Source organism: Variovorax sp. P1_G12 (genome assembly GCF_056405555.1).
The window spans coordinates 87,977-111,981 of sequence record NZ_JBFUBW010000011.1 but is presented as its reverse complement, the minus strand read 5'-3'; the positions used below and the strand labels follow the sequence as shown (position 1 = coordinate 111,981).

22 protein-coding genes are annotated in these 24,005 nt (G+C 68.4%); 14 read left to right on the top strand and 8 right to left on the bottom strand.

The features are described 5' to 3' along the window. Positions 1 to 2 precede the first annotated feature (2 nt). The 4 genes from tam to AC1D2O_RS14815 all read left to right on the top strand — a co-directional run bounded on the left by tam (position 3) and on the right by AC1D2O_RS14815 (position 5,045). Positions 3 to 779, top strand: a complete 777-nt coding sequence (gene tam, locus AC1D2O_RS14830; RefSeq protein WP_478094407.1) for a trans-aconitate 2-methyltransferase — start codon at positions 3 to 5, stop codon at positions 777 to 779. Next, positions 776 to 1,783, top strand: a complete 1,008-nt coding sequence (locus tag AC1D2O_RS14825) for an HpcH/HpaI aldolase/citrate lyase family protein (protein ID WP_478094408.1) — start codon at positions 776 to 778, stop codon at positions 1,781 to 1,783. The genes tam and AC1D2O_RS14825 overlap by 4 nt, the downstream gene beginning before the upstream one ends. 28 nt (positions 1,784 to 1,811) lie before the next feature. Beyond that, complete coding sequence (locus tag AC1D2O_RS14820; RefSeq protein ID WP_478157288.1) at positions 1,812 to 2,387, top strand: hypothetical protein; 576 nt, start codon at positions 1,812 to 1,814, stop codon at positions 2,385 to 2,387. A gap of 72 nt (positions 2,388 to 2,459) precedes the next feature. Beyond that, on the top strand, positions 2,460 to 5,045 hold the full coding sequence (locus AC1D2O_RS14815; RefSeq protein ID WP_478157287.1) for a bifunctional aconitate hydratase 2/2-methylisocitrate dehydratase: 2,586 nt from the start codon (positions 2,460 to 2,462) through the stop codon (positions 5,043 to 5,045). Positions 5,046 to 5,120: 75 nt separating this feature from the next. Here AC1D2O_RS14815 and AC1D2O_RS14810 read toward each other — a convergent pair whose 3' ends face one another. Further along, the gene (locus AC1D2O_RS14810) at positions 5,121 to 5,939 is read right to left on the bottom strand and encodes a helix-turn-helix domain-containing protein (protein ID WP_478086887.1); all 819 of its coding nucleotides are present in this window, start codon (positions 5,937 to 5,939) and stop codon (positions 5,121 to 5,123) included. 132 nt (positions 5,940 to 6,071) lie between these two features. Between AC1D2O_RS14810 and AC1D2O_RS14805 the strand changes: the two genes are divergently transcribed. The 6 genes from AC1D2O_RS14805 to AC1D2O_RS14780 all read left to right on the top strand — a co-directional run bounded on the left by AC1D2O_RS14805 (position 6,072) and on the right by AC1D2O_RS14780 (position 13,378). After that, entirely contained in the window at positions 6,072 to 6,488 is a 417-nt protein-coding gene (locus AC1D2O_RS14805; RefSeq protein ID WP_478086885.1) for a hypothetical protein, read from the top strand. Between the two features lie 90 nt (positions 6,489 to 6,578). Further along, positions 6,579 to 9,446 (top strand): aconitate hydratase, encoded by a 2,868-nt coding sequence (locus AC1D2O_RS14800; RefSeq protein WP_478086883.1) that lies wholly within the window; start codon positions 6,579 to 6,581, stop codon positions 9,444 to 9,446. A gap of 135 nt (positions 9,447 to 9,581) precedes the next feature. Beyond that, the gene (locus tag AC1D2O_RS14795; RefSeq protein WP_478086891.1) at positions 9,582 to 9,863 is read left to right on the top strand and encodes a FeoA family protein; all 282 of its coding nucleotides are present in this window, start codon (positions 9,582 to 9,584) and stop codon (positions 9,861 to 9,863) included. After that, positions 9,856 to 11,757 (top strand): ferrous iron transporter B, encoded by a 1,902-nt coding sequence (feoB, locus tag AC1D2O_RS14790; RefSeq protein ID WP_478157285.1) that lies wholly within the window; start codon positions 9,856 to 9,858, stop codon positions 11,755 to 11,757. The genes AC1D2O_RS14795 and feoB overlap by 8 nt, the downstream gene beginning before the upstream one ends. A 160-nt stretch (positions 11,758 to 11,917) precedes the next feature. After that, a complete protein-coding gene (locus tag AC1D2O_RS14785; RefSeq protein WP_478086880.1) occupies positions 11,918 to 12,190 on the top strand; it encodes a DUF6587 family protein in 273 nt (90 codons plus the stop codon). A 9-nt stretch (positions 12,191 to 12,199) separates the two neighbouring features. Then, positions 12,200 to 13,378: an FAD-dependent monooxygenase gene (locus AC1D2O_RS14780; RefSeq protein WP_478086878.1), complete on the top strand. Its 1,179-nt coding sequence runs from the start codon at positions 12,200 to 12,202 to the stop codon at positions 13,376 to 13,378. Positions 13,379 to 13,646: 268 nt separating this feature from the next. Here AC1D2O_RS14780 and AC1D2O_RS14775 read toward each other — a convergent pair whose 3' ends face one another. From AC1D2O_RS14775 to AC1D2O_RS14750, 6 genes are all read right to left on the bottom strand, one after another. Further along, positions 13,647 to 14,897 (bottom strand): SMI1/KNR4 family protein, encoded by a 1,251-nt coding sequence (locus AC1D2O_RS14775; protein ID WP_478086876.1) that lies wholly within the window; start codon positions 14,895 to 14,897, stop codon positions 13,647 to 13,649. A gap of 48 nt (positions 14,898 to 14,945) precedes the next feature. Beyond that, positions 14,946 to 15,782 carry a tryptophan 2,3-dioxygenase gene (gene kynA, locus AC1D2O_RS14770; RefSeq protein ID WP_478157283.1) on the bottom strand — a complete coding sequence of 279 codons (837 nt, stop codon included), beginning with the start codon at positions 15,780 to 15,782 and terminating at the stop codon, positions 14,946 to 14,948. A 9-nt stretch (positions 15,783 to 15,791) separates the two neighbouring features. Next, the gene (gene kynU / locus AC1D2O_RS14765; RefSeq protein WP_478086873.1) at positions 15,792 to 17,087 is read right to left on the bottom strand and encodes a kynureninase; all 1,296 of its coding nucleotides are present in this window, start codon (positions 17,085 to 17,087) and stop codon (positions 15,792 to 15,794) included. Beyond that, on the bottom strand, positions 17,084 to 17,728 hold the full coding sequence (kynB, locus tag AC1D2O_RS14760; protein ID WP_478086872.1) for an arylformamidase: 645 nt from the start codon (positions 17,726 to 17,728) through the stop codon (positions 17,084 to 17,086). The genes kynU and kynB overlap by 4 nt, the downstream gene beginning before the upstream one ends. A 75-nt stretch (positions 17,729 to 17,803) precedes the next feature. Next, on the bottom strand, positions 17,804 to 18,730 hold the full coding sequence (argF, locus tag AC1D2O_RS14755) for an ornithine carbamoyltransferase (RefSeq protein ID WP_478086870.1): 927 nt from the start codon (positions 18,728 to 18,730) through the stop codon (positions 17,804 to 17,806). Further along, positions 18,727 to 19,932 carry an acetylornithine/succinylornithine family transaminase gene (locus AC1D2O_RS14750; protein WP_478086869.1) on the bottom strand — a complete coding sequence of 402 codons (1,206 nt, stop codon included), beginning with the start codon at positions 19,930 to 19,932 and terminating at the stop codon, positions 18,727 to 18,729. Before AC1D2O_RS14750 ends, argF begins: the two co-directional genes overlap by 4 nt. Before the next feature lie 161 nt (positions 19,933 to 20,093). Here AC1D2O_RS14750 and AC1D2O_RS14745 point away from each other — a divergent pair, with 161 nt between their 5' ends. Further along, on the top strand, positions 20,094 to 20,423 hold the full coding sequence (locus AC1D2O_RS14745; protein WP_478086867.1) for a DUF3579 domain-containing protein: 330 nt from the start codon (positions 20,094 to 20,096) through the stop codon (positions 20,421 to 20,423). 147 nt (positions 20,424 to 20,570) lie between these two features. Here AC1D2O_RS14745 and rpsT read toward each other — a convergent pair whose 3' ends face one another. Further along, the gene (gene rpsT / locus AC1D2O_RS14740) at positions 20,571 to 20,885 is read right to left on the bottom strand and encodes a 30S ribosomal protein S20 (protein WP_442281841.1); all 315 of its coding nucleotides are present in this window, start codon (positions 20,883 to 20,885) and stop codon (positions 20,571 to 20,573) included. Between the two features lie 118 nt (positions 20,886 to 21,003). Here rpsT and murJ point away from each other — a divergent pair, with 118 nt between their 5' ends. From murJ to AC1D2O_RS14725, 3 genes are read left to right on the top strand one after another with little or no spacing between them, the layout of a single operon-like run. After that, on the top strand, positions 21,004 to 22,569 hold the full coding sequence (murJ, locus tag AC1D2O_RS14735) for a murein biosynthesis integral membrane protein MurJ (RefSeq protein ID WP_478086865.1): 1,566 nt from the start codon (positions 21,004 to 21,006) through the stop codon (positions 22,567 to 22,569). Positions 22,570 to 22,626: 57 nt separating this feature from the next. Next, entirely contained in the window at positions 22,627 to 23,478 is an 852-nt protein-coding gene (locus AC1D2O_RS14730; protein WP_478086863.1) for a SirB1 family protein, read from the top strand. Continuing rightward, on the top strand, positions 23,478 to 23,897 hold the full coding sequence (locus AC1D2O_RS14725) for a bleomycin resistance protein (protein ID WP_478086861.1): 420 nt from the start codon (positions 23,478 to 23,480) through the stop codon (positions 23,895 to 23,897). Before AC1D2O_RS14730 ends, AC1D2O_RS14725 begins: the two co-directional genes overlap by 1 nt. The last annotated feature ends 108 nt before the right edge of the window (positions 23,898 to 24,005 follow it).

Here is a 24,005-nt window from a genome sequence, read left to right as displayed (position 1 = left end):
GCATGCTCGACTGGAATCCCGCGCTCTACGGCCGCTACGAGGACGAGCGCACGCGTCCGGCCCGGGAACTGCTGGCGCGCGTGCCGCTGGCCGAGGCGGCACGCGTGTTCGACCTCGGCTGCGGGCCGGGCAATTCCACCGAGCTGCTGGTGCAGCGCTTTCCGGGCGCTGCCGTTGTCGGCACCGACAACTCCGAGGCGATGCTCGCGAGCGCGCGCGAGCGGCTGCCGCAGGCCCGCTTCGAGCTCAGCGACATCGCGACCTGGGCGCCCGAAGCGGCGCCCGACCTCATTTATGCCAATGCCGCCCTGCAGTGGGTGCCCGACCACGAGGCCCTGATTCCCAGGCTCTTCGCGGCACTGGCGCCCGGGGGCGTGCTGGCGATCCAGATGCCCGACAACCGCGAGGAGCCCACGCATCGGCTGATGCGCGAGGTGGCGGCCGAGGCGCCCTGGGCGCAGGCCATCGGCAATCCCGACCGCCTCCGTACCCGACTGCTGGCGATCGACGGCTACTACGACCTGCTCGCGGGCGAGGCTGCGGCGGTCGATGTCTGGCGCACCGCCTACCAGCATCCGATGGCCTCCGCGGCGGCGATCGTCGAGTGGGTCAGCGGCACGGGCCTCAAGCCCTTCGTCGACCCCTTGCCCGGCGAACTCAGGACCAGCTACCTGGCCGAATACGAACGCCGCATCGCGCGGGCCTATCCGGCGCGCACCGATGGCCGGCTGCTGCTGGCTTTTCCGCGCATGTTCATCGTGGCGCAGAAGAAAGCATGAGCACAGGCATCTCGACTCCTCATCCGCGCGAGGTCCTGCTCGGCGCCCAGGCCGGCTCGGTGGCGCTGCCGGTCTGCGACCATTACAGCGGCGTCGAAGCGCGCATGCGCAAGAGCCTGGCGCTGCAGGCCGAGATGGCCCAGGAATTCGGCGCCTGCGTGTTCGACGTCACCCTCGACTGCGAGGACGGAGCCCCGATCGGCGGCGAGGCCGAGCATGCGGCGCTGGTCACCGAACTCGCGCTGTCCGCCGCACCGGGCATGCGGGTCGGCGCGCGGGTCCATCCGGTCGACCATCCTTCGTTCCCCGGCGACGTCATGACGATCGCCGGCCGGGCCGGCCAGCGCCTGAGCCACCTGATGGTGCCCAAGGTGGAAACCATCGCCGACGTTCTCGAGGCCGTGCAGGCGCTCGATGCCGCCGATGCCGACGCACTGCCGCTGCATGTGCTGATCGAATCGCCACTGGCGGTGCACCATGCCTTCGAAATCGCGGCCCACCCCCGGGTGCAGTCGCTGAGCTTCGGGCTGATGGATTTCGTCTCGGCGCACGGCGGCGCCATTCCGGCCGACGGCATGGCCGCCGCCGGGCAATTCACGCACCCGCTGGTGGTGCGCGCCAAGCTCGAGATCGCATCCGCCGCCCATGCGCATGGCAAGGTGCCTTCGCACTGCGTCGTGACCGAGTTCAACGACATCGATGCGATGCGCGCCGCGGCCCGCAAGGCGGCCGGCGAATTCGGCTATATGCGGATGTGGAGCATCCATCCGAACCAGATCCGTCCGATCCTCGAGGCCTTCGCGCCCGACGAGCGGCAGATTCAAATCGCTACAAAAATCATGGCTGCTGCGGCGGCCGTGGCGTGGGCGCCGGTCAGTATCGATGGCACATTGCATGACCGCGCCAGTTACCGCCATTTCTGGCAGGTTCTCGAGCGGGCGCATGCCACCGGCCGCAGCTTGCCTTCCGAGGCGCAGGCCTGGTTCGCTCCCGCTATCTCCTGAAAACCCATCCCCCGAAAGAAACCTACCCATGAAGACGATTGCCCTGATCGCCGCCACCGCCCTCGCATTGCCGCTTGCGGCGATGGCCCAGACCAATGCTGCAAGCACCACGGCGAAGCAGCCGGCAGCCAACACGACCGGCAAGAAGGTCGTGCAGAAGGTGGTGCCCAAGCGCATCATCAAGCGGGTCGAGGAAGCCAAGCCCATCAGCGAAGAAACCGACATCACGCTCTCGGAGCAGGACCTGAAGGTCGCCGAGACCATCCTGACCGGCACCATCAAGTGCGAGCTCGGCGCCAGCGTGAACATCGAGGCCGATCCCAAGAAGCCCGGCTTCTTCATCCTGACGCATGCCAACGTGAAGTACCGCCTGCACCCGGTCTCCAGCCGCACCGGCGCGGTCCGGCTCGAAGACCCGGTCCGCGAGGCCATGTGGCTGCAGTTGGGCAACAAGTCGATGCTGATGAGCCAGAAGCAGGGCCTGCGGCTGGCCGACGAATGCCAGGCGGCCAAGCAGGTCGAGGTGGCCGAGGACATGAAGAAGAACCCGCCCAAGAGCCTGTTCGACGGCGCCGACACGCCGCCGGCCACCAAGAAGCAGTAGTCATCCGTCAAGGCGCGGCTCCCGCTTCGACGCGGGAGCCGCCCGCCCTTTTGTGTATCCGGAGAAAAGAAGATGTTGCAAGCCTACGTTGAACATGTTGCCGAACGCGCCGCGCTCGGCATCCCGCCGCTGCCGCTGACCGCCAAGCAGACTGCCGAACTGATCGAGCTCATGAAGGCGCCGGTCGTGGCCGAGGCCGACTTCCTGCTCGACCTGCTGACGAACCGCGTACCGGCGGGCGTGGACGACGCCGCCAAGGTCAAGGCCAGCTACCTCGCAGCCGTGGCCCACGGCACCGAGAAGAGCCTGCTGCTCACGCGTGCCCGTGCGACCGAGCTGCTCGGCACCATGCTCGGCGGCTACAACATCGGACCGCTGGTCGATCTGCTGGACGACGCCGAAGTCGGCACCGTCGCGGCCGAAGGCCTGAAGAAGACCCTGCTGATGTTCGACCAGTTCCACGACGTCAAGGAGAAGGCCGACAAGGGCAATGCGAATGCCAAGTCGGTGCTGCAGAGCTGGGCCGATGCCGAATGGTTCACCAGCCGCCCCGAAGTGCCGCAAAGCATCACCGTCAGCATCTTCAAGGTCGCAGGCGAAATCAACACCGACGATCTGTCGCCCGCACCCGACGCGACCACGCGGCCCGACATTCCGATGCACGCACTCGCGATGCACAAGAACGCGCGCCCCGGCATCGTGCCGGAGGAAGACGGCAAGCGCGGCCCGGTCAAGTTCATCGAGGACCTGCGCGCCCGCGGCCATCTGGTGGCCTACGCCGGCGACGTCGTCGGCACGGGCTCGTCGCGCAAGAGCGCGACCAACTCGGTGCTCTGGTTCACCGGCGAAGACATCCCCTACGTGCCGAACAAGCGCTTCGGCGGCGTCTGCCTCGGCGGCAAGATTGCTCCGATCTTCTACAACACGATGGAAGACTCCGGCGCGCTGCCGATCGAACTCGACGTCAGCCAGATGAACATGGGCGACGTGGTCGAACTGCGTCCCTATGAGGGCAAGGCGCTCAAGGACGGCAAGGTGATTGCCGAGTTCTCCGTCAAGAGCGACGTGCTGTTCGACGAAGTGCGTGCCGGCGGCCGCATTCCGCTGATCATCGGCCGCGGCTTGACCTCCAAGGCGCGCGAAGCGCTGGGTCTGCCGGCCTCGACGCTGTTCCGCCTGCCGGTCAGCCCGGTCGACACCAAGAAGGGCTTCTCGCTGGCGCAGAAAATGGTGGGCCGCGCCTGCGGCCTGCCAGAGGGCCTGGGAGTGCGCCCCGGCACCTACTGCGAGCCGAAGATGACCTCGGTCGGCAGCCAGGACACCACCGGCCCGATGACCCGCGACGAACTCAAGGACCTGGCCTGCCTCGGCTTCAGCGCCGACCTGGTGATGCAGTCCTTCTGCCACACGGCGGCCTATCCGAAGAAGGTCGACGTCAAGATGCACCACGAGCTGCCGGATTTCATGGCCACGCGCGGCGGCGTTTCGCTGCGTCCGGGCGACGGCGTGATCCACAGCTGGCTCAATCGCCTGCTGACGCCCGACACGGTCGGCACCGGCGGCGACAGCCACACGCGCTTTCCGATCGGCATCAGCTTCCCGGCCGGCTCCGGCCTGGTGGCCTTCGCGGCCGCCACGGGCGTGATGCCGCTGGACATGCCCGAATCCGTGCTGGTGCGCTTCAAGGGCAAGATGCAGCCCGGCGTGACCCTGCGCGACCTGGTCAACGCGATTCCGCTCTATGCGATCAAGGCGGGCCAGCTGACGGTCGAGAAGAAGGGCAAGAAGAACATCTTCTCGGGCCGCATCCTCGAGATCGAGGGCCTGCCCGATCTGAAGGTCGAACAGGCTTTCGAGCTCAGCGATGCCTCGGCCGAACGCTCGGCCGCCGGCTGCACGGTGCACCTGAACAAGGAACCGATCATCGAGTACATCAACAGCAACATCACGCTGATGCGCTGGATGATCGCCGAGGGCTATGCCGACGCCCGCACGCTGGCCCGCCGCATCGCCGCCCAGGAAGCCTGGCTCAAGGACCCGCAGCTGCTCAAGGGCGATGCCGACGCCGACTACGCGGCCGTGATCGAGATCGACCTGGCCGACATCCACGAGCCGATCGTCGCCTGCCCGAACGACCCCGACGACGTGAAGACGCTGTCGGACGTGGCCGGCGCCACCATCGACGAAGTGTTCATCGGTTCGTGCATGACCAACATCGGTCACTTCCGCGCAGCCTCCAAGCTGCTCGAAGGCAAGCGCGACATCCCGGTCAAGCTGTGGATCGCGCCGCCGACCAAGATGGACGCCCAGCAGCTCACCGAGGAAGGCCATTACGGCGTCTTCGGCAATGCCGGTGCCCGCACCGAAATGCCGGGCTGCTCGCTGTGCATGGGCAACCAGGCACAGGTGCGCGAAGGCGCGACCGTGATGTCGACCAGCACGCGCAACTTCCCGAACCGCCTGGGCAAGAACTCCAACGTGTACCTCGGCAGCGCCGAACTGGCCGCGATCTGCTCGCGCCTGGGTCGCATTCCGACCAAGGCCGAGTACATGGCGAGCGTCGGCGTGCTCGACGCCGCCAGCGACCAGATCTACCAGTACCTGAACTTCGACAAGATCGACGACTACAAGGACGTCGCGGCCACGGTCGCCGCCTGATCCTCGGCCGTCCCAGCAAAAAGCCCCGCCTCGCGGGGCTTTTTTCATGGGGGACCCTCCGGGCGGCCGGCCGCTTCAGCGCTGCGCGAGAGCGGTCAGCGCCTTCGCCGTCTGCGCGTCCGCCGGGAAGAACGATTCGACCGCGAGTTCCTGCAAGGTGACGTCCACCGGGGTGCCGAAGATCGTGGTGGTGCTGATGAAGCTCAGCACGCCGTCCGGCGTCACGAGCTGGAAGGGCACGATCACATTGGAGAGTTCGACGCCGGCGACCGGCGTGTCATGGCTCACCTGCGGCGCCGGGTAGGCCGCCAGTTCGTCGTGCAGCGCCGCAAGCGCGGTATCGCCGGTGGCGGCGATCTGCTGCTGCAGCCGCTCCAGCAGGTGGCCGCGCCATTGCGCCAGGTTGGCGATCCGCGGTGCCAGGCCGTCCGGGTGCAGGCTGAGCCGGAGGACGTTGATCGGCCTCTCGAGCAGGTGCGGGGCCGCACCGGTCATCAGCATCGGCACCAGCGCGTTGTGCGCCACCAGGTTCCAGTGGCGATCGACCGCCAGCGCAGGGAAGGGCTCATGGCCCTTGAGCACCAGGTCGACCGCCCGCCGCGCCGCCGCCAGGGCCGGGTCGTCGAGCGAGCGTTGCCGGTACATCGGCGCGTAGCCCGCGGCCACCAGCAGCGCATTGCGCTCGCGCAGCGGCACTTCCAGCCGCTCGGCCAGCCGCAGCACCATCTCGCGACTGGGCTCGGCGCGGCCGGTCTCGACGTAGCTCAGGTGGCGGGTCGACACCTGGGCCTCGTGGGCCAGGTCGAGCTGGCTCAGGCGCCGGTGCTGGCGCCAGTGGCGCAGATGGGCGCCGAACGGGTCGGCCGCGGTCGGGGGGGTGCTCGATGTGTGCATGGACCACATCCTAGTGAACCGGCGCGCCACGGCCCATGACCTCCCAGGTCATCGACCCGGCGCCGCGCCGTGGGAATGATGGGCTCCAACGCGACAGGAAGGGCCTGCCGCGCCGAACCCAAGGAGTCCGTCATGTCCGTCTTCGCTTCCCGCCGTTTCCTGCCCCGCCTGATGTGGGCCGATGCCGCCTCGTGCGCCGCCACCGGGGCGCTGCAACTGGTCTTTGCCGGCGCCCTGGCCCGCCTGACCGGACTGCCGGTGCCGCTGCTGCTGGCCACCGGCGTCTTCCTCCTGGCCTATGCCTGCGCCGCAGCCTGGATGGCGAGCCGCGCGCTGCCGCCACGCCGGCTGATCGGGTGGGTGGTGGCCGGCAACTTCGGCTGGGCGGCCGCCTGCATCGCCCTGCTGGCCGCCGGCGGCACCTCGATCAGCGCGTGGGGCTGGGCCTGGGTCCTGGCCCAGGCGGTCACCGTGGTGGTGCTCGCCGAACTGCAGTGGATGGGCCTGCGGCACAGCCGCGCCAGCGGCGCGCGCGCCGTCGCCGCCTGAACCGAAGCGCGCCGGCGGGCTTCCCGCCTGCTGCCGGAGTCACCGAACCCTGCTATCTTTGAGGAGCTTCCACGAACAAGGAGTTTCTTCATGGCCAAAGTACCGGCGCACGCCTTCGCCTCCACGCTCAAGACCTTCAAGACCGCGTCGGGAAAGGCCGGCAAGTACTGGTCCCTCAAGGAGCTCGCGAAGCAATACCCCAACGTCGACAAGCTGCCGGTCTCGATCCGCATCGTGCTCGAATCCGTGCTTCGCAACTGCGACGGCCAGAAGGTCACGGCCGAGCACGTCGAGCAGCTCGCCAACTGGTCGCCCAACGCGGAGCGCACCGACGAAGTGCCCTTCGTCGTGACGCGGGTGGTGCTGCAGGACTTCACCGGCGTGCCGCTGCTGGCCGACCTGGCCGCGATGCGCAGCGTGGCGCAGTCGCTGGGCAAGTCGCCCAAGACCATCGAGCCGCTGGTGCCGGTCGACCTGGTGGTCGACCACTCGGTGATGGTCGACTACTACGGCACGCCGAAGGCGCTCGACCTCAACATGAAGCTCGAGTTCCAGCGCAACAACGAGCGCTACCAGTTCATGAAATGGGGCATGCAGGCCTTCGACACTTTCGGCGTCGTGCCGCCCGGCTTCGGCATCGTGCACCAGGTCAATCTCGAGTACTTTGCGCGCGGCGTCTACAAGAGCCCGCACGACAAGGCCGATCCGCCGACCTACTACCCCGACTCGCTGGTCGGAACCGACAGCCACACGACCATGATCAACGGCATTGGCGTGGTCGGCTGGGGCGTGGGCGGGATCGAGGCCGAGGCCGCGATGCTGGGCCAGCCGGTTTACATGCTGACCCCCGACGTGGTCGGCTTCGAGCTCAGCGGCCAGCTGCGCGAGGGCGTCACCGCCACCGACCTGGTGCTGTACGTCACGGCGATCCTGCGCGGCGAGAAGGTGGTCGGCAAGTTCGTCGAGTTCTTCGGCCCCGGCGCCGCCTCGATCGCGGTGCCCGACCGCGCCACCATCGGCAACATGGCGCCCGAGTACGGCGCCACCATGGGCTTCTTCCCGGTCGACGAGATGACCGTGGCCTACTTCAAGGGCACCGGCCGCACCGACGCCGAGGTCGAGCGCTTCGAGGCCTACTACAAGGCCCAGGGGCTGTTCGGCATGCCGGCGCCCGGCGAACTCGAATACACCAAGATCGTCAAGCTCGACCTCGGCACCGTGTCGCCGAGCCTGGCCGGCCCGAAGCGGCCGCAGGACCGCATCGACCTGGGGCACCTGGCGACCAAGTTTTCCGAGCTCTACAGCAAGCCGAACGAGGCCAACGGCTTCAACCAGCCGGCCGATACGCTGAAGCTGCGCTATCCGCTGACGCACGAGGGCAGCAAGGGCGAAAAGGAAGCAGCAGCGCCGCCGCCGGGTGCGCCGCGCGACGTGGTCGAGATGATCGCCAACCGCTCGACCAAGGCCGCGGCCCATGTGGGTGCGACCGCGCCGCCCGCGCCCAAGGGCCAGGTGTCGATCGGCAACGGCGACGTGCTGATCGCCGCCATCACCTCGTGCACCAACACCTCGAACCCGAGCGTGATGCTGGCCGCGGGCCTGCTGGCCAAAAAGGCGGTGGAGGCGGGGCTCACCGTCAAGCCGCACGTCAAGACCTCGCTGGCCCCCGGGTCCCGCATCGTGACCGAGTACCTCGAGAAGGCCGGCCTGCTGCCCTACCTCGAGAAGCTCGGCTTCTACCTGGCCGGCTACGGCTGCACCACCTGCATCGGCAACGCCGGCGACCTCACGCCCGAGATCAACGAAGTCATCACGAAGAACAATCTGATCGGTGCCGCGGTGCTGTCGGGCAACCGCAATTTCGAAGCCCGCATCCATCCGAACCTGAAGGCCAACTTCCTGGCCTCGCCGCCGCTGGTGGTGGCCTTCGCGATCGCCGGCAACGTGATGGTTGACCTCATGACCCAGCCGGTGGGCAAGGGCAAGAAGGGGCGGGACGTCTACCTCGGCGACATCTGGCCCAGCCCGAAGGAGATCGACGACAACCTGCGCTTCGCGATGAACGCCAAGACCTTCCGGAAGAACTACGAGCAGATCAAGGACAACCCGGGCAAGCTCTGGAGCAGCATCAAGGGCACCAAGGGGCAGGTCTACGACTGGCCCAAGTCGACCTACATCGCCGAGCCGCCGTTCTTCGAGGGCTTCAAGATGGAGCCGCATGCGAGCGACGCCGGCTTCACCGGCGCGCGCATCATGGCGCTGTTCGGGGACTCGATCACCACCGACCACATTTCTCCGGCCGGCTCGATCAAGGAAAGCTCGCCGGCGGGTATCTGGCTCAAGGCGCACGGCGTGTCGAAGGCCGACTTCAACAGCTACGGCTCGCGCCGCGGCAACCATGACGTGATGATGCGCGGCACCTTCGCCAACGTGCGCATCAAGAACCTCATGATCCCGGCCGATGCGGACGGTTCGCGCGAGGAGGGCGGGCTCACGCTGTTCCAGCCGGGCAACGAGAAGATGTTCATCTACGACGCTGCGATGAAGTACATCGAGCAGGGCGTGCCGACCGTGATCTTCGGCGGCGAGGAGTACGGCACCGGCTCCTCGCGCGACTGGGCCGCCAAGGGCACGCAACTGCTCGGCATCAAGGCGGTGGTGGCGCGCAGCTTCGAGCGCATCCACCGCGCCAACCTGGTCGGCATGGGCGTGCTGCCGCTGCAGTTCCGCGGTGCCGATTCCTGGGAAAGTCTCGGCCTCACCGGCAACGAGAAGATCGATGTCGTCGTCGGCGGCGAGTTGAAGCCGCAGATGGACGTCAAGATCGTGGTCCACCGCCCGGACGGCACGCACCAGGAGGTCACCGTGCGCCTGCGCATCGACACGCCGATCGAGGTCGACTACTACAAGCACGGCGGCATCCTGCCCTTCGTGCTGCGCCAGCTGCTGGCGGCCTGACCGGAAGCTGACTCGGCGCGGACGCTCGTCCGGGCCGCGCCACCCTGAAGGGATTCTTGCGCCAGATCGCCCCAAACCCCGGAGTTTTCGAGAATAATTCTCTTTTGCATTCTCTGGACTCCGCGGGTGACCACAATGAACGGCGCGGCCTCGGCCGCCATCAGCCTCGATCAGCTTCCCCAGCACCAATGGGCCACCGTACTCGACGTCCTGCGGCCCGAGGAGGCCGAGGGCAGGGAACTGGTGCTGCGTCTGACCGAAATCGGCTTCGTGCCGGGTGAGGCCGTGCGCATCGTCGCCACCGGCGTGCCCGGGCGGGAGCCGCTCGCCGTGCGGCTGGGCAACACCACTTTCGCGTTGCGCCGCCACGAGGCGTCGCTGATCCGCGTGACGCCGGGAGCGGCCGGCCATGGTTGAAGCGACCCTGAACTTCCAGCCCGGCGCCGCCCGCTCGAGCAGCCCGCCCGAGCGCATCGCGCTGCTGGGCAATCCCAACTGCGGCAAGACCGCGCTGTTCAACCTGCTCACGGGCAGCCGCCAGAAGGTGGCCAACTACGCGGGCGTGACCGTCGAGCGCAAGGAAGGCACCTTGCGCACCGCCGCCGGCCGGCGCGTCTTCGTGCTCGACCTGCCGGGCGCCTACAGCCTCAATGCGCTGTCGGCCGACGAAGCCGTCACGCGCGACGTGGTCACCGGCCAGAGCCAAGAGGCGCTGCCCGACCTGCTGGTGTGCGTCACCGACGCCACCAACCTGCGCCTCAACCTGCGGCTGGTGCTCGAGGCCAAGCGCCTGGGGCTGCCGATCGTGGTGGCGCTCAACATGACCGACATGGCGAAAAAGCAGGGCATCGCGGTCGATGCGGCCGTGCTGTCGCGTGAGCTCGGCCTGCCGGTGATCGAGACCGTCGGCGTGCACAGCGGCGGCGCCCAGGGCCTGCTGGAGGCGCTCGACGCGCCGGTGGCCGCCGCGGGCCCGCTGCAGCAATGGCAGGCGCCCGGGCTCGACGAAGTGCTCGACACCCAGCGCGAGGTGCGCCGCGTCCTCGGCCTGGCGGTGCGCGAGCCGGCCGGCAGCCTGGCCACCAGCGATCGCATCGACCGCATCGTGATGCATCCGGTGTGGGGCATGGTGGTGCTCGCGGTCGCGATGTTCCTGATGTTCCAGGCCGTGTTCAGCTGGGCCGAGGTGCCGATGAACGCGATCAAGGACGCCACCGCGGCGTTCGGCGAACTCGTCAAGCACTACCTCCCCGCGGGGATGCTGCAGAGCCTGCTGGTCGACGGCATCATCGCGGGCGTCGGCGGCGTGGTCGTCTTCCTGCCGCAGATCCTGATCCTGTTCCTGTTCATCCTCGCGCTCGAGGATTCAGGCTACCTGCCGCGCGCGGCCTTCCTGCTCGACCGCGTGATGGGCACGGTGGGGCTCTCGGGCCGCTCCTTCATCCCGCTGCTGTCGAGCTTCGCCTGCGCGATTCCGGGCGTGATGGCCACCCGGACCATCAGCAACTGGCGCGATCGCATCACGACCATCATGATCGCGCCGCTCATGACCTGTTCGGCGCGGCTGCCGGTCTATGCGCTCCTGATCGCGGCCTTCATTCCGGCACGCACCGTGGGCGGAGTGTTCAACCTGCAGGGCGTGGTGCTGTTCGCGCTGTACGTCTTCGGCATCGTCTCGGCAATGGCCGTGGCCTGGGTCATGAAGCGCTTTCGCGACTCGAAGCGGCAGTCGCCGTTGCTGATGGAGCTGCCGGCCTACCGCTGGCCCAACCTGCGCAACCTGCTGCTCGGCCTTTACGAGCGGGCCTGGATCTTCATCCAGCGCGTCGGCACGATCATCCTCACGCTGACGATCCTGCTGTGGTTCCTCTCGACCTTCCCGTCGCCGCCCGAAGGCGCGACCGGCCCGGCGATCCAGTACAGCCTGGCCGGCATGATCGGCCGTGGGCTGGAACACATCTTCGCGCCCATCGGCTTCAACTGGCAGATCTCGATCGCGCTGGTTCCCGGGATGGCGGCGCGCGAGGTGGCCGTGGGTGCGCTCGGGACGGTGTATGCGCTGTCGGCGACCGGCGATGACGTGGCGGGTCAACTCGAGCCGCTGATTGCCGGCAGCTGGTCGCTCGCCACGGCGCTGTCGCTCCTGGTCTGGTACGTCTTCGCACCCCAATGCATATCGACCTTGGCCGCCGTCAAACGCGAGACCGGCTCGTGGCGTTATGTTTGGATCATGGCTGGCTATTTGTTCGCGCTCGCCTACATTGCGTGCTGGATCACCTACCGGGTGGCCCTGGCGCTCACAGGAGGATGAATGATGCTCTCCCCCAGGTTGGCCCACTTCGTGTGGCCGCCCACCCCCTCTCCGGGGGCCACACCGGCGGCCCGGCAAAGCCGGTTCCGCGGTGTTCCCGGGCTTGGAACCTCTGGTTTCATCGGCCATGGTCGCGCGTGCAGCGCGGTGGAGGTGTGACATGAAGCAAGAATTCCTCGTCGGACTGATCGTCGCGCTGGCCGCGCTCTATGCAGTCTGGCGCTGGATGCCCGGGAGCTGGCGCCGTGCGGCGGCCGGCCGGGTGGCCGCCGGTTCGCATCGCGCCGGCCTGGTCGACGCCAAGCGTGCCGAGCGCCTGGCCGCCTCGTTGGGCAAGGCCTCCGGCTGCGGTTCCTGCGACAGCTGCGGCAGCTGCAGCACCGCGGCGAAGCCGGATGCGGCCGGCAAGACCGCTCCCGCGCGCTCGCACTGAGTGCGCGCAATGTCGGCTCACATCCTGATTGCAGGCGGCGGCATCGCGGGCCTGGCGAGCGCGCTGGCGCTGGCCCGGCGTTGCCATCGGGTCGACCTGCTCGAGCAGGCGGTCGCCTTCGGCGAGGTGGGCGCCGGCATTCAACTGGGCCCCAATGTCACGCGCCGGCTGCAAGCGCTCGGTGTCTGGGAGGCGCTGGTGCGGGTCGCCGCGCGGCCTGAGGCGCTGGTGGTGCGCAGCGCCACCGACGACCGGGAAATCGCCCGCCTGCCGCTCGGCAATGCGATGCTGCACAACTATGCCGCTCCCTACTTCTGCGTCCACCGCGCCGACCTGCACGCACTGCTGCTGGCGGCGGCTCGCGGCACCGGCGCCGTGACCCTGACGACCGCCGCGCGCGTGACCGAGGTGGTGGTGCGCGACCAGGCGGTCTGTGTGTCCAGCACGGACGATCGCGTCTGGGAGGGCGACGCGCTGATCGGGGCCGACGGCCTCTGGAGCACGGTGCGCCCGCGCTTGCTGGCGGACTGCCCGCCGCCGCGCGCGACCGGCCACACGGCCTGGCGCGCACTGGTCGACCAGTCCGCCCTGCCGGCGTCGCTGCGCAGCACGCAGGTCACGGTCTGGCTCGGGCCGCGGCTGCACGCGGTGGCCTATCCGGTGCGCCGCGGCGAGGCGCTCAACGTGGTGGTGCTGGCCGAGGCGGCGCCGGCCGGCGATGCGCGCGACTGGGACCAATCCTCCAGCCTGGCCGCCTTGCAGGCGGCGACCGGTCGCACCAGCGCGGGCCTGCAAGCACTGCTGGAGGCCGTGCCCACCTGGCGTGCCTGGACGCTCAACGACCGGCCGCCGCTGACCGACCCGCTGCAGATGGCGAGCGAGCGCATGGCGTTGGTTGGCGACGCGGCGCACCCGATGCTGCCGTACCTCGCGCAGGGGGCGGGCATGGCGATCGAGGATGCAGTGGCGCTGGCCGAGGCACTCGATGGCGGCGATGCGGCGTCGGTGCCGGCGGCATTCGCGCGTTATGCCGCGCAGCGCTGGCAGCGCAATGCCCAGGTGCAGGCGCGAGCCCGGCGCAACGGGGAGATCTTCCATGCCACCGGGCTGGTGCGGGCGGGCCGCGATGCGGCCTTGCGGCTGCTCGGTCCCCGGCTGCTCGACGTCCCCTGGCTGTATGAACACTAGGCTCGCCCCCAGGTTGGGCTCACTTCGTGTAGCCCGCCCACCCCCTACCGGGGGCAACACCAGCGGCCCGGCGAAGCCGGTTCCGCGGTGTTTCACCGACGGGCCTGGCTGCGCCGGCCGGGCACAGGCGCTGTGCTCGTTCTTCGGCTGCGCGTAGCGCGCCTGCTGGTGGGCAGCCGCGGAACCGGCTTCGCCGGGCCGCTGGCTGCGCCCCCGGTAGGGGGTGGGCGCCCGGACACGAAGTGCCGGGCAACCTGGGGGCGAGCAACTACAGTTTGAAGGTCTGGAGGTGGTCGACGCGCTTGGCGAGGCCGACCGGCCCCAGGTAGTGCGTCAGTCGGCCGGCATGCACCTCGACCAGCGAGGCTTCGAGCTCGGCGAGCATGCCATCCCTGACCGCGGCATAGGCGGTGGGCAGATCGTCGTGGGACTGCGCGTAGGCGTCGGCAACCAGATGGGCGGCGGCCGGCGCACCGCAGGCCACGCACTCCGCGATCGCGGTGGCGCTGGGTTCGGCGCCGCGTGCCAGCAGCAGCTCGACCAGTTCGGGCGAGACCGCGCTGTCGATGTAGTCGAGCGCATCGCGTGCCACCGGCGCGCCGGCACGCACCAGTGCTTGCGCGGCCGCGTGGGCGCCGTGGCTCAGCGCGAGGTCGGTGGCGATCGCGCTGCCGTGCAGCGGACCGTCGAGCGCCACCTCGGCCGCCGCCAGCCGGTCGACCAGCTCGGCGTCGTCGGTGGCGATCGCGTGACGCAGGGCGATGCGTGCCAGCGGCGCGTCCTGGCCCAGCGTGCCGGCGGCGAGCGGCGAGCGCCAATCGACCATCGCGCGGCGATAGAAGGCGATCAGCCGGTCCATCAGCTCGATCGACAGCTCGTGCTCCTGATGCCGCTGGTCGAGGTATTCGAGCAGCGACTGCCCCGTGAAGTAGTCGCCCGCCGGCGCCAGCGGATCTTCGTCGAGATGAAGCGCCTCGAAGGCGGCGCACAGGTCGGGCGCGACGGTCGTCATGCCGTCCTCGTGCATCTCGTGCGACCAGACGGCCGGCAAGCCTTGCTTCCACGCCAGCACGTGGCCGTAGTCGGGGCCGGGCTCGACCACGGCGTAGATCCGGTCGAAGTCCTCGAACCCGCCGAAGGGCAGCAGGGTCAGCTTGCCGTCCCACGGCTCGCCGCCGTGGTCGACCGCCTGTCGTGCGCCTTCGAGCTCGTGATCGATCCAGCCCTGCAGGTCGCGCGGGCCATCGCCGCCGTTCCAGAACAGCTCGCTCCAGGCCACCGATTCCTCGTTGCCGTTCATGTGCAGATGGAGGTCGTAGTCGATCCGGCCTCCCGCGGTCAAGCGCCACAGCGCAAGCAGCTCGGGCGGCAGCGGCCCCGCGCACAGGGCCTGCAGCGAGGCGATCTGCGCCTCAGCCATCGGCGGCTGCGCGTCGAAGATCACGCGCCGCGCGAACAGCGCGATGCCATGGGCGCGCAGCAGCGCGAGTTCCTCATCCCCGAAGAAATCGTTGTCCATCCTCGTCTCCTCTTTGTCGTGATTCGAAGCGGGCCAACGCGGCGCAGCCTAGAGATCGGTTCTGAGCTTCCAGATTTCCGGGAACAGCACCACGTCCAGCATCTTGCGCAGATAGCTTACGCCGCCGGTGCCGCCGGTGCCACGCTTGAAGCCGATCACGCGCTCGACCGTGGTCACGTGGCGGAAGCGCCAGAGGCGGAAAGCGTCCTCGAGATCGGTGAGCTCCTCGCCGAGCTGGTAGAGATCCCAGTGCTTCTTGGGCTCGCGGTAGGCCACCAGCCAGGCCTGCTCGACGATGTCGCTGGACGCGTAGGGCTTCGTCCAGTCGCGTTCCAGGTGATCGGCCGGCACCTCGAGGCCGCGGCGCGCCAGCAGGCGCAGCGCCTCGTCGTAGAGCGATGGCGCGCGCCAAGCCGCCTCGACTTCGGCCAGCAGATCGGGCCGGTGCGAGTGCGGCTTGAGCATGGCGGCGTTCTTGTTGCCCAGCGCAAATTCGATGCAGCGGTACTGCCAGCTCTGGAAGCCGCTCGAGTTGCCGAGGTAGGGGCGCATCGCGCTGTATTCGGGCGGCGTCATGGTGGCCAGCACGTCCCAGGCGTGCACCAGCTGCTCCATGATGCGCGAGACCCGCGCCAGCATCTTGAAGGCGCTCGACAGGTCATCCTGCGAGATGCTGCGGATCGCGGCCCGCAGTTCGTGCAGCATCAGCTTCATCCAGAGTTCGCTGGTCTGGTGCTGCACGATGAAGAGCATTTCATCGTGCGCCGGCGAGCGCGGATGCTGCGCGTTCAGGACCTGGTCGAGACTCAGGTAGTCGCTGTAGCTCATCGAAGCGCTGAAGTCGAGCTTTGCCTTTTCTTCGTGGACGATCTGTTCCGTACTCATCAATGTTCCTCAGGTGACCGCGAGCTTCTGGTTGAACTCGGGTCGTTTCCACTCTTCTCGGTCGAGCACTTGAACCAGATGCTCGACCGCGTTCCATACATCCTCGAAACCGAGGTACAGCGGCGTGAAGCCGAAGCGCAGGATGTCGGGGGTCTGCGCGTCGCCGGCGCGGAAGTCGCCGATCACGCCGCGGGCGATCAGGGCCTGCACGATCGCGTAGGCGCCCGGGCCGCCGTCGCTCAGGGCCAGGCACACCTGGGAGCCGCGCCGCGCATGGTCGCGCGGCGTCACCAGCGTGAAGCGCCCGGCGCAGCGTTGCTCGACCAGCGCGATGAAGGCGTCGGTCAGCGCCAGCGACTTGCTGCGCAGTGCCGCCATCGGGCCTTGCCCGCCGTCGAAGGCCTCGGCGGCGAGCACGCTGTCGATCCCGCATTCGAGGCCGGCCAGCGCGATGATCGGCTGGGTGCCGCACAGGTAGCGCGCGACGCCCGGCGCCGGTCGGTAGTGCGGCGTGAATTCGAAAGGCGCCGCGTGCCCCCACCAGCCGGAGAGCGGCTGCGCGAACTGGCCGGCGTGGCGCGTGTGCACCCAGACGAAGGCCGGCGCGCCGGGGCCGCCGTTGAGGTACTTGTAGCCGCAGCCGATCGCGAAGTCGGCCTCGCTGTCGTTGAGCGCCACCGGCACCGCGCCGGCGCTGTGCGCGAGGTCCCAGACCGTGAGCGCGCCGGCCGCGTGGGCCGCGGCGGTGAGCGCCTTCATGTCGTGCATCGCGCCGGTGCGGTAGTTGACGTGCGTCAGCATCAGCACCGCGACCTCCTGGTCGAGCGCCGCAGGCAGTTCGTCGGCGTCGATCAGCTTGAGCGTGAAGCCGCGCTCGCGGCAGATCGACTCGGCGATGTAGAGGTCGGTCGGGAAATTGCTGCGTTCGCTCAGCACGACCCGGCGCTTGCGGTCGGCAGGCGAGGCCAGCAGCACCTGGGTCAGCGCCGCGAACAGCACCTTGTAGAGGTTGATCGAGGTGCTGTCGGTGCAGACGACCTCGCCGGGGGCTGCACCGATCAGGCGCGCGACCTTGTCGCCAAGGCGCTGCGGCAGGTCGAACCAGCCGGCGTTGTTCCAGGAGCGGATCAGGCCCTCGCCCCATTCCTTCGCGACCACCTCGGCGATGCGCGCGGGTGCGCTCTTGGGCAGCACGCCCAGCGAGTTGCCGTCGAGGTAGATCACGCCTTCGGGCAGCAGGAATCGCTCGCGCAGCGGCGCCAGGGGGTCTTGCGCATCGAGGCGCCGGCAATCGTCGTGTGTCATGGGGTTCCAGGTTGAAGTTCGCGCAGCACCGCGCGCACCGGGGAGGCATCGGCGCTCACCAGCTTGAGCGGCAGGGCGATCAGTTCGTAGTCGCCCTCGGGCACCTCGTCGAGCACGAGGTTCTCGAGCACGCGCAGGCCGAGCCGGCGAATGACCTGGTGGCTGTCGAGCGTCTTGCTGTCGGCCGGGTCGATGCTGGCGGTGTCGATGCCCACGAGCTTCACGCCGAGTGCCGCGAGGCGTTCGATGGTGGCGGGCGCGTAGGCGGCGAGATCGCCGTCCCAGCGCTCGACCGGCGCGCGCTGGTAGGTGCGCACCAGCACCCGCGGCGGCAGGGCATCGACGGCGTGCGCGATGTGCTCCCATTCGATCAGCGGCCCGCGCGCGATCGCATGGATCACGCGGCAGGGGCCCAGAAAGGGGGCGAGATCGACGTCGCCGATGGTGGCGCCGGTCGGGTCGTAGTGCAGCGGCGCGTCGGCATGCGCGCCCACGTGCGGCGACAGCGTGATCTCGCTGACGTTGACCGGACAGCCGGGGCCGAGGGTCGCGGCCCAGCGCTGCCGGTACGGTGTGTCGCCGGGAAACACCGGCGCGCCGTCATGCACCGGCGGCGAGATATCCCAGATTCGTGAAGTCATGGCGCAAAGTTAGCGCCACGCGGGAGTCCGTGGTGTCGGTTATTTCCAACAGAATGGAAACAGCACTTCGACCTGTCAGGCTTTCCCCAGGAGCAGGAATTCCATCAGGGCCTTCTGCACATGCATCCGGTTCTCGGCCTCGTCCCAGACCACCGATTGCGGGCCGTCGATCACGTCGGCCTCGACTTCCTCGCCGCGGTGCGCGGGCAGGCAGTGCATGAAGAGGGCGTCAGGCTGGGCCGCGCGCATCATCTCGGAGTCGACGCACCAGTCGGCGAAGGCGGCGCGGCGGGCGTCGTTCTCGGCCTCGTAGCCCATGCTGGTCCAGACGTCGGTGGTCACGAGGTCGGCGCCGCGGCAGGCTTCCATCGGGTCCTTGAAGACCTGGTAGCTGGCGTTCGAGCGCAGCCCCGCGATCGACTGGTCGACCTCGTAGCCGCTGGGCGTGCTGACATGCACCTTGAAGCCGAGGATCTCGCTGGCCTGCAGCCAGGTGTTGGCCATGTTGTTGCCGTCGCCGACCCAGGCGACCGTCTTGCCGGCGATCGAGCCGCGGTGCTCGATGAAGGTGAAGATGTCGGCCAGGATCTGGCAGGGGTGGAATTCGTTGGTCAGGCCGTTGATGACCGGCACCCGCGAGTGGGCCGCGAAGGCCTCGATCTTGGTTTGCTCGTAGGTGCGGATCATCACCAGGTCGACCATCCGGCTGATGACCTTGGCGCTGTCCTCGATCGGCTCGGCGCGGCCGAGTTGGCTGTCGCCGGTGGTCAGGTGCACCACGCTGCCGCCGAGCTGGTACATGCCGGCCTCGAAGCTCACGCGGGTGCGGGTCGAGGCCTTCTCGAAGATCATCGCCAGCGTGCGGTCGACCAGCGGCTGGTGCTTCTCGTAGGCCTTGAATTTCTTCTTGATCAGCGCCGCCCGCGCGAACAGGTGCGCGTAGTCATCGGCCGTGAAGTCGGAGAACTGCAGGTAGTGCCGGAGGGCAAGTCGATCGGTCATGGTTGAGGCTCCGCGAGAAAGGCCTTCACGATCGGCGCCAGGATGGCGACGATCTCGTCGGCTTCGGCGATGCTGAGAATCAACGGCGGCACCAGGCGGATCACGCTGTCGGCGGTCACGCTCAGCAACAGGCCGGCGTCGCAGGCGCGGCCCAGGATCACGCCGCAGGGACGGTCGAGCTCGATGCCGAGCATCAGGCCCTGGCCGCGGATCTCCTTGACGCCCGCGAGGCCGCCGAGTTCGCGCTCGAGCGCCGCCTTCAGGTGGGCGCCGACGTTCGCCGCGTTGTCGAGCAGCTTCTGCTCTTCCATGATGCGGATCGTCTCGATGCCGGCGCGCATCGCCAGCGGATTGCCGCCGAAGGTCGTGCCGTGGTTGCCCGGGCCGAAGATGTGGGCGGCGCGCGGGCCGGCGACCACGGCGCCGACCGGCACGCCCGAGCCCAGCCCCTTGGCCAGCGGCATAACGTCCGGCAGGATTCCGGCCCATTGGTGGGCGAACCACTTGCCGGTGCGGCCCATGCCGCACTGGACTTCATCGATCATCATGAGCCAGTCGCGCTCGTCGCAAAGCTGGCGGACCTGCCGCAGGTATTCCCAGCGCATCGGGTTGATGCCGCCTTCGCCCTGGATGGTCTCGAAGAACACGGCGACCACGTTGGGGTTGCCTTCGGTGGCTTTCCTGAGCGCGTCGATGTCGTTCAGCGGCACCCGGATGAAGCCCTCGACCAGCGGGCCGAAGCCCTGCTGGACCTTGGGGTTGCCGGTGGCCGACAGGGTGGCAATGCTGCGGCCGTGGAAAGCGGCCTCGTAGACCACGATCTCGGGCCGTTCGATGCCCTTGTCATGGCCGAACTTGCGCGCCAGCTTGAGCGCCGCCTCGTTGGCCTCCAGGCCGGTGGAGCAGAAGAAGGCGTTGGTCAGTCCCGACAGCTCGGTCAGCTTGGCCGCCAGCTGCTCCTGGCCGGGCACGTGGTAGTAGTTCGAGCTGTGGATCAGCTTGGCGATCTGGTCCTGCAGTGCCGGCACCAGTTCCGGGTGGTTGTGGCCCAGCGTGTTGACCGCGATGCCGCCGAGGCCGTCGAGGTAGGCGCGGCCGTTGGTGTCCCAGACTCGGCAACCCTGGCCGTGCGACAGTGCGATCGGCAGGCGACCGTAGGTGTTCATGACGTGGGGCGACGAGGGGGCAGCAGTGGCGCTCATGCGGATCTCCGGAAAAGGGAACGCGGATTCTAGGCGTCCGCCCCGACGGCTTCATTGAGGATTGCGCATCAGAGCAATGCCCCCGCGCATGTCGCCCGCGGGACCCCCGGATAGAATCGTTGTGCGGCGCAGCAACGGCGCCCGCATTCCTCACGCAACCGATGGTTTCTCCCTCCGCCAAAGAAGTTTTCATCCAGGGCATCACCCAGGATGGTCGGACATTTCGCCCCAGCGACTGGGCAGAACGGCTGGCGGGCGTGATGTGCTCGTTCCGGCCCGGCGGGCCCCAGCCGGGCAGCCACCTGAACTATTCGCCCTGGTGCGTGCCGACGGTCATCAACGGCATCAAGTGCGTGGTCGTGAACAGCGAACTGCGCAATGCCGAGCCGATGGCCTGGGATTTCTGCCTCAATTTCGCCAAGGACAACGGTCTGCAGGTCGCGGAGGCCTGCCTGGTTCCGGATGCGGCGCCGGTGGCCGGCAAGAAGTAGCGCCTCGTCGATCGATCGCCCGTGGAAAAGGGCCGCGAAGGCGGCGCCCATGAAAAAACCGCCCGAAGGCGGTTTTTCACTTTGCTGCAGCGCACCCCGATCAAACGGCGGACTGGAAAACCAATCCGGGCTGTTTGCCTGAAAGCGTCAGGCGGCGGCCTTTTCAGGGGCGAGGGCCAGGTTCTTGACCTTGGCCGACAGGCGGCTCTTGTCGCGAGCGGCCTTGTTCTTGTGGAAGATGCCCTTGTCGGCGACGGTGTCGACGATGCTTTGGGCCTTCGCGAAGGCTTCTGCCGCCTTGGTCTTGTCGCCGGCCAGCACGGCCTTCTCGACATTCTTCACGGCGGTGCGGTATTTGGAGCGCAGCGAGGTGTTCGCGGCGTTGAGCTTGACGTCCTGGCGGACGCGTTTACGGCCCGACGCGAGGCGCGGGTTCTTCTTCTTGGGCTTGGCGGATGCCATATTCAGTGTTCCTTGAGGGTTTGGGGATGATGCAGCAAAGCCTTCCATTATAGGCGAGTTGAGCCAGGACGGCGGCGAGGCCCCGGAGAGCACGCGCGGGCACATACACTTCTCCCCCGTGTCCCTGTTCAAATCCGCCTCCACCGTCTCGCTGCTGACGCTCGCCTCCCGCGTGACCGGCCTGGTCCGCGACGTGCTCATGACCTCGGTGTTCGGTGTCAGCGCGATGACCGACGCCTTCTACGTCGCCTTTCGCATCCCGAACCTGTTCCGTCGCGTCTTCGGCGAAGGGGCCTTCAGCCAGGCCTTCGTCCCCGTCCTGGCGGCTTCCAGGACCGAGCACGGCGACGCCGGCGCCAAGGCGCTGGTCGACCACGTGGCGACGCTGCTGACGTGGACCCTGGTCATCGTCTGCGCGCTCGGGGTCATCGGAGCGCCGCTGATGGTCTGGGCCATGGCCAGCGGCCTGAAGCAGAACCCGCAGGGCTTCGACGCCGCGGTGGTCATGACGCGCTGGATGTTCCCCTACATCGGCTTCATGTCGCTGGTGGCGCTGGCCGGCGGCGTCCTCAACACCTGGCGCAAGTTCGCGGTGCCGGCGGCCTCGCCGGTGCTGCTGAACCTGGCGCTGATCGCGGCCATTGTGCTCGGCGCGCCTGTCTTCAGGCGCTTCGGGATCGAGCCGATCTACGCCCAGTGCGTGGGCGTGATGGTGGGCGGCCTGCTGCAGCTGGCGATCCAGATCCCGGCCCTGCGCGGCCTGGGCATGCTGCCGCGCATCGGCGCCAGCTTCGGTGCCCTGCGCGCCGCCTGGACCGACCCGACGACCCGCCGCGTGATGCAGCTGATGCTGCCGGCGCTGATCGGCGTCAGCGTGGCGCAGATCTCGCTGCTGATCAACACCCAGATCGCTTCCCACCTGGCGACCGGCAGCGTCAGCTGGATCACCAACGCCGACCGCCTGATGGAGTTCCCGACCGCCATGCTCGGCGTGGCGCTCGGGGTGGTGCTGATGCCGCAGCTGGCCGGCGCGCGCGCCGCGAAGGACGATGCGCGCTATTCGGCGATGCTGGACTGGGGCCTGCGGCTGGTGGTGCTGCTGTCGGTGCCCTGCGCGCTGGCGCTGCTGGTCTTTGCGCGCCCGCTGGTCGCGGTGCTGTTCCACAACGGAGAATTCACCGCGCTCCACGTGCAGCGCACCAGCGTGGCGCTGATGGGCTACGGCGTCGGCCTGGTCGGCCTGGTGGCGATCAAGGTGCTGGCGCCCGGCTACTACGCGAAGCAGGACACGCGCACGCCGATGCTGATCGCGGTCGGGGTGCTGGTGCTGACCCAGCTGCTCAACGTCGTCCTGGTGCCGCTGATGCAGCATGCGGCGCTGACGCTCACGATCAGCATCGGCGCGCTGGTCAATGCGACCTGGCTGCTGGTCGGACTGATCCGGCGCGGCAGCTACCAGCCCGAGCCGGGCTGGGGCAAATTCGTGCTCCAGGTGCTGCTCGCCACCGTGGTGCTCGGCGCGCTGCTGGTCTGGGGCGATCGGCATTTCGACTGGATCGGCCTGCAGTCCCAGCGCCTGTACCGCATCGGCCTGCTGGCGGCGCTCATTTCCGGCGCGGCGCTGCTCTATTTCGCGGTGCTGGCGATGACCGGGCTCAAGCTGCGCAGTTTCGTGCGCCGCTGATCCACGCCATCTCCGCCGCCGCCTTGACGGTCTCCGCCTGCTCCTCTACAAAGCCACATGACGTTCAGCTTCTCGACGCCCACCGCTCTCGAATATTTCGAATCGCTCGTCAAGAGCGACGAGCAGTTCCCGCTGCTCGAGGCGGCCGCCAGCCTGGCGCAGGACGAATACCCCGAGCTGGACGTCCAGCAGGTGCTGGGCGATGTCGACCAGTTGCTGGCGCGCCTCAAGCGGCGCCTGCCGGCCGACGCCGCACCGCTGCACCGCCTGCGCTCGCTGAACCAGTTCTTCTTCCACGACCTGAGCTTCGGCGGCAACGTCAACGACTACTACGACCCCGACAACAGCTACCTCAACGCGGTGCTGCGCACGCGGCGCGGGATTCCGATCTCGCTCGCGGTGCTGTGGATGGAGCTGGCGCAGGGGCTGGGCCTGCAGGCGCGCGGCGTCGGCTTCCCGGGCCATTTCATGCTCAAGGTCACGCTGCCCAAGGGACAGGTGGTGATCGATCCCTTCACCGGCAAATCGCTGTCGCGCGAAGAGCTCAGCGAGCGGCTCGAACCCTACAAGCGCAGCAACGGCCTGGTCGGCGATTTCGACGTGCCGCTCGGCCTGTACCTGCAGCCGGCGACGCCGCGCGAGATCATCGGGCGGATGCTGCGCAACCTGAAGGAGATCCATCGCGCCCAGGAAGACTGGCAGCGCGCGATCGCGGTGCAGGACCGGCTGATCGCGCTCTTGCCCGAGGCCTGGGGCGAGCACCGCGACCGCGGCCTGGCGCATGCCGAGCAGGGCAACGCCGTGCTCGCGGTGCGCGATCTCGAGACCTACCTCGCGCACGCCGAGGACGCGCTCGATCTCGATGCGATCGCCGAAAAGGTCGCCGCGCTGCGCCGCTCGGAGTATTGATGGAGCCGGTCAATGCGCCTGTCGTGGATCTGGGCACATTGCACGAGTTCCACGGTGTGCAGCCCGTGCTGCCGGTGGCCGATGCGGCGCGGTCCGCGCGCTATTTCTGCGAAGTGCTGGGCTTCGAGCTCGACTTCATCGCCGGCGAGCCGCCGAGCTATGCGCGCGTCAAGAAGGGCGATCGAAGCTATGGCGATCCGGTCTACCTGCGCCTCTGGCAATGCGGCCGGCGCGAGGCCAGTCCGTGGCGCGGCGAGATCGTGATCCACGTCGGGCGCGACGTCGACGGCCTGCACGCGGCGTATGTGAAGCGCGGCGTCCAGGTGGTCGAACCGCCGACCTCGCAGCCCTGGGGCCTGCGCGAGTTCGCGATCAAAGAGCCCGACGGTCACATTCTTCGTTTCTGCGGATACCTCTAGCTCGCCCCCAGGTTGCCCCGCACTTCGTGTCGGGGCGCCCACCCCCTGCCGGGGGCAACACCAGCGGCCCGGCAAAGCCGGTTCCGCGGTGTTCCACGAACGGGCCTG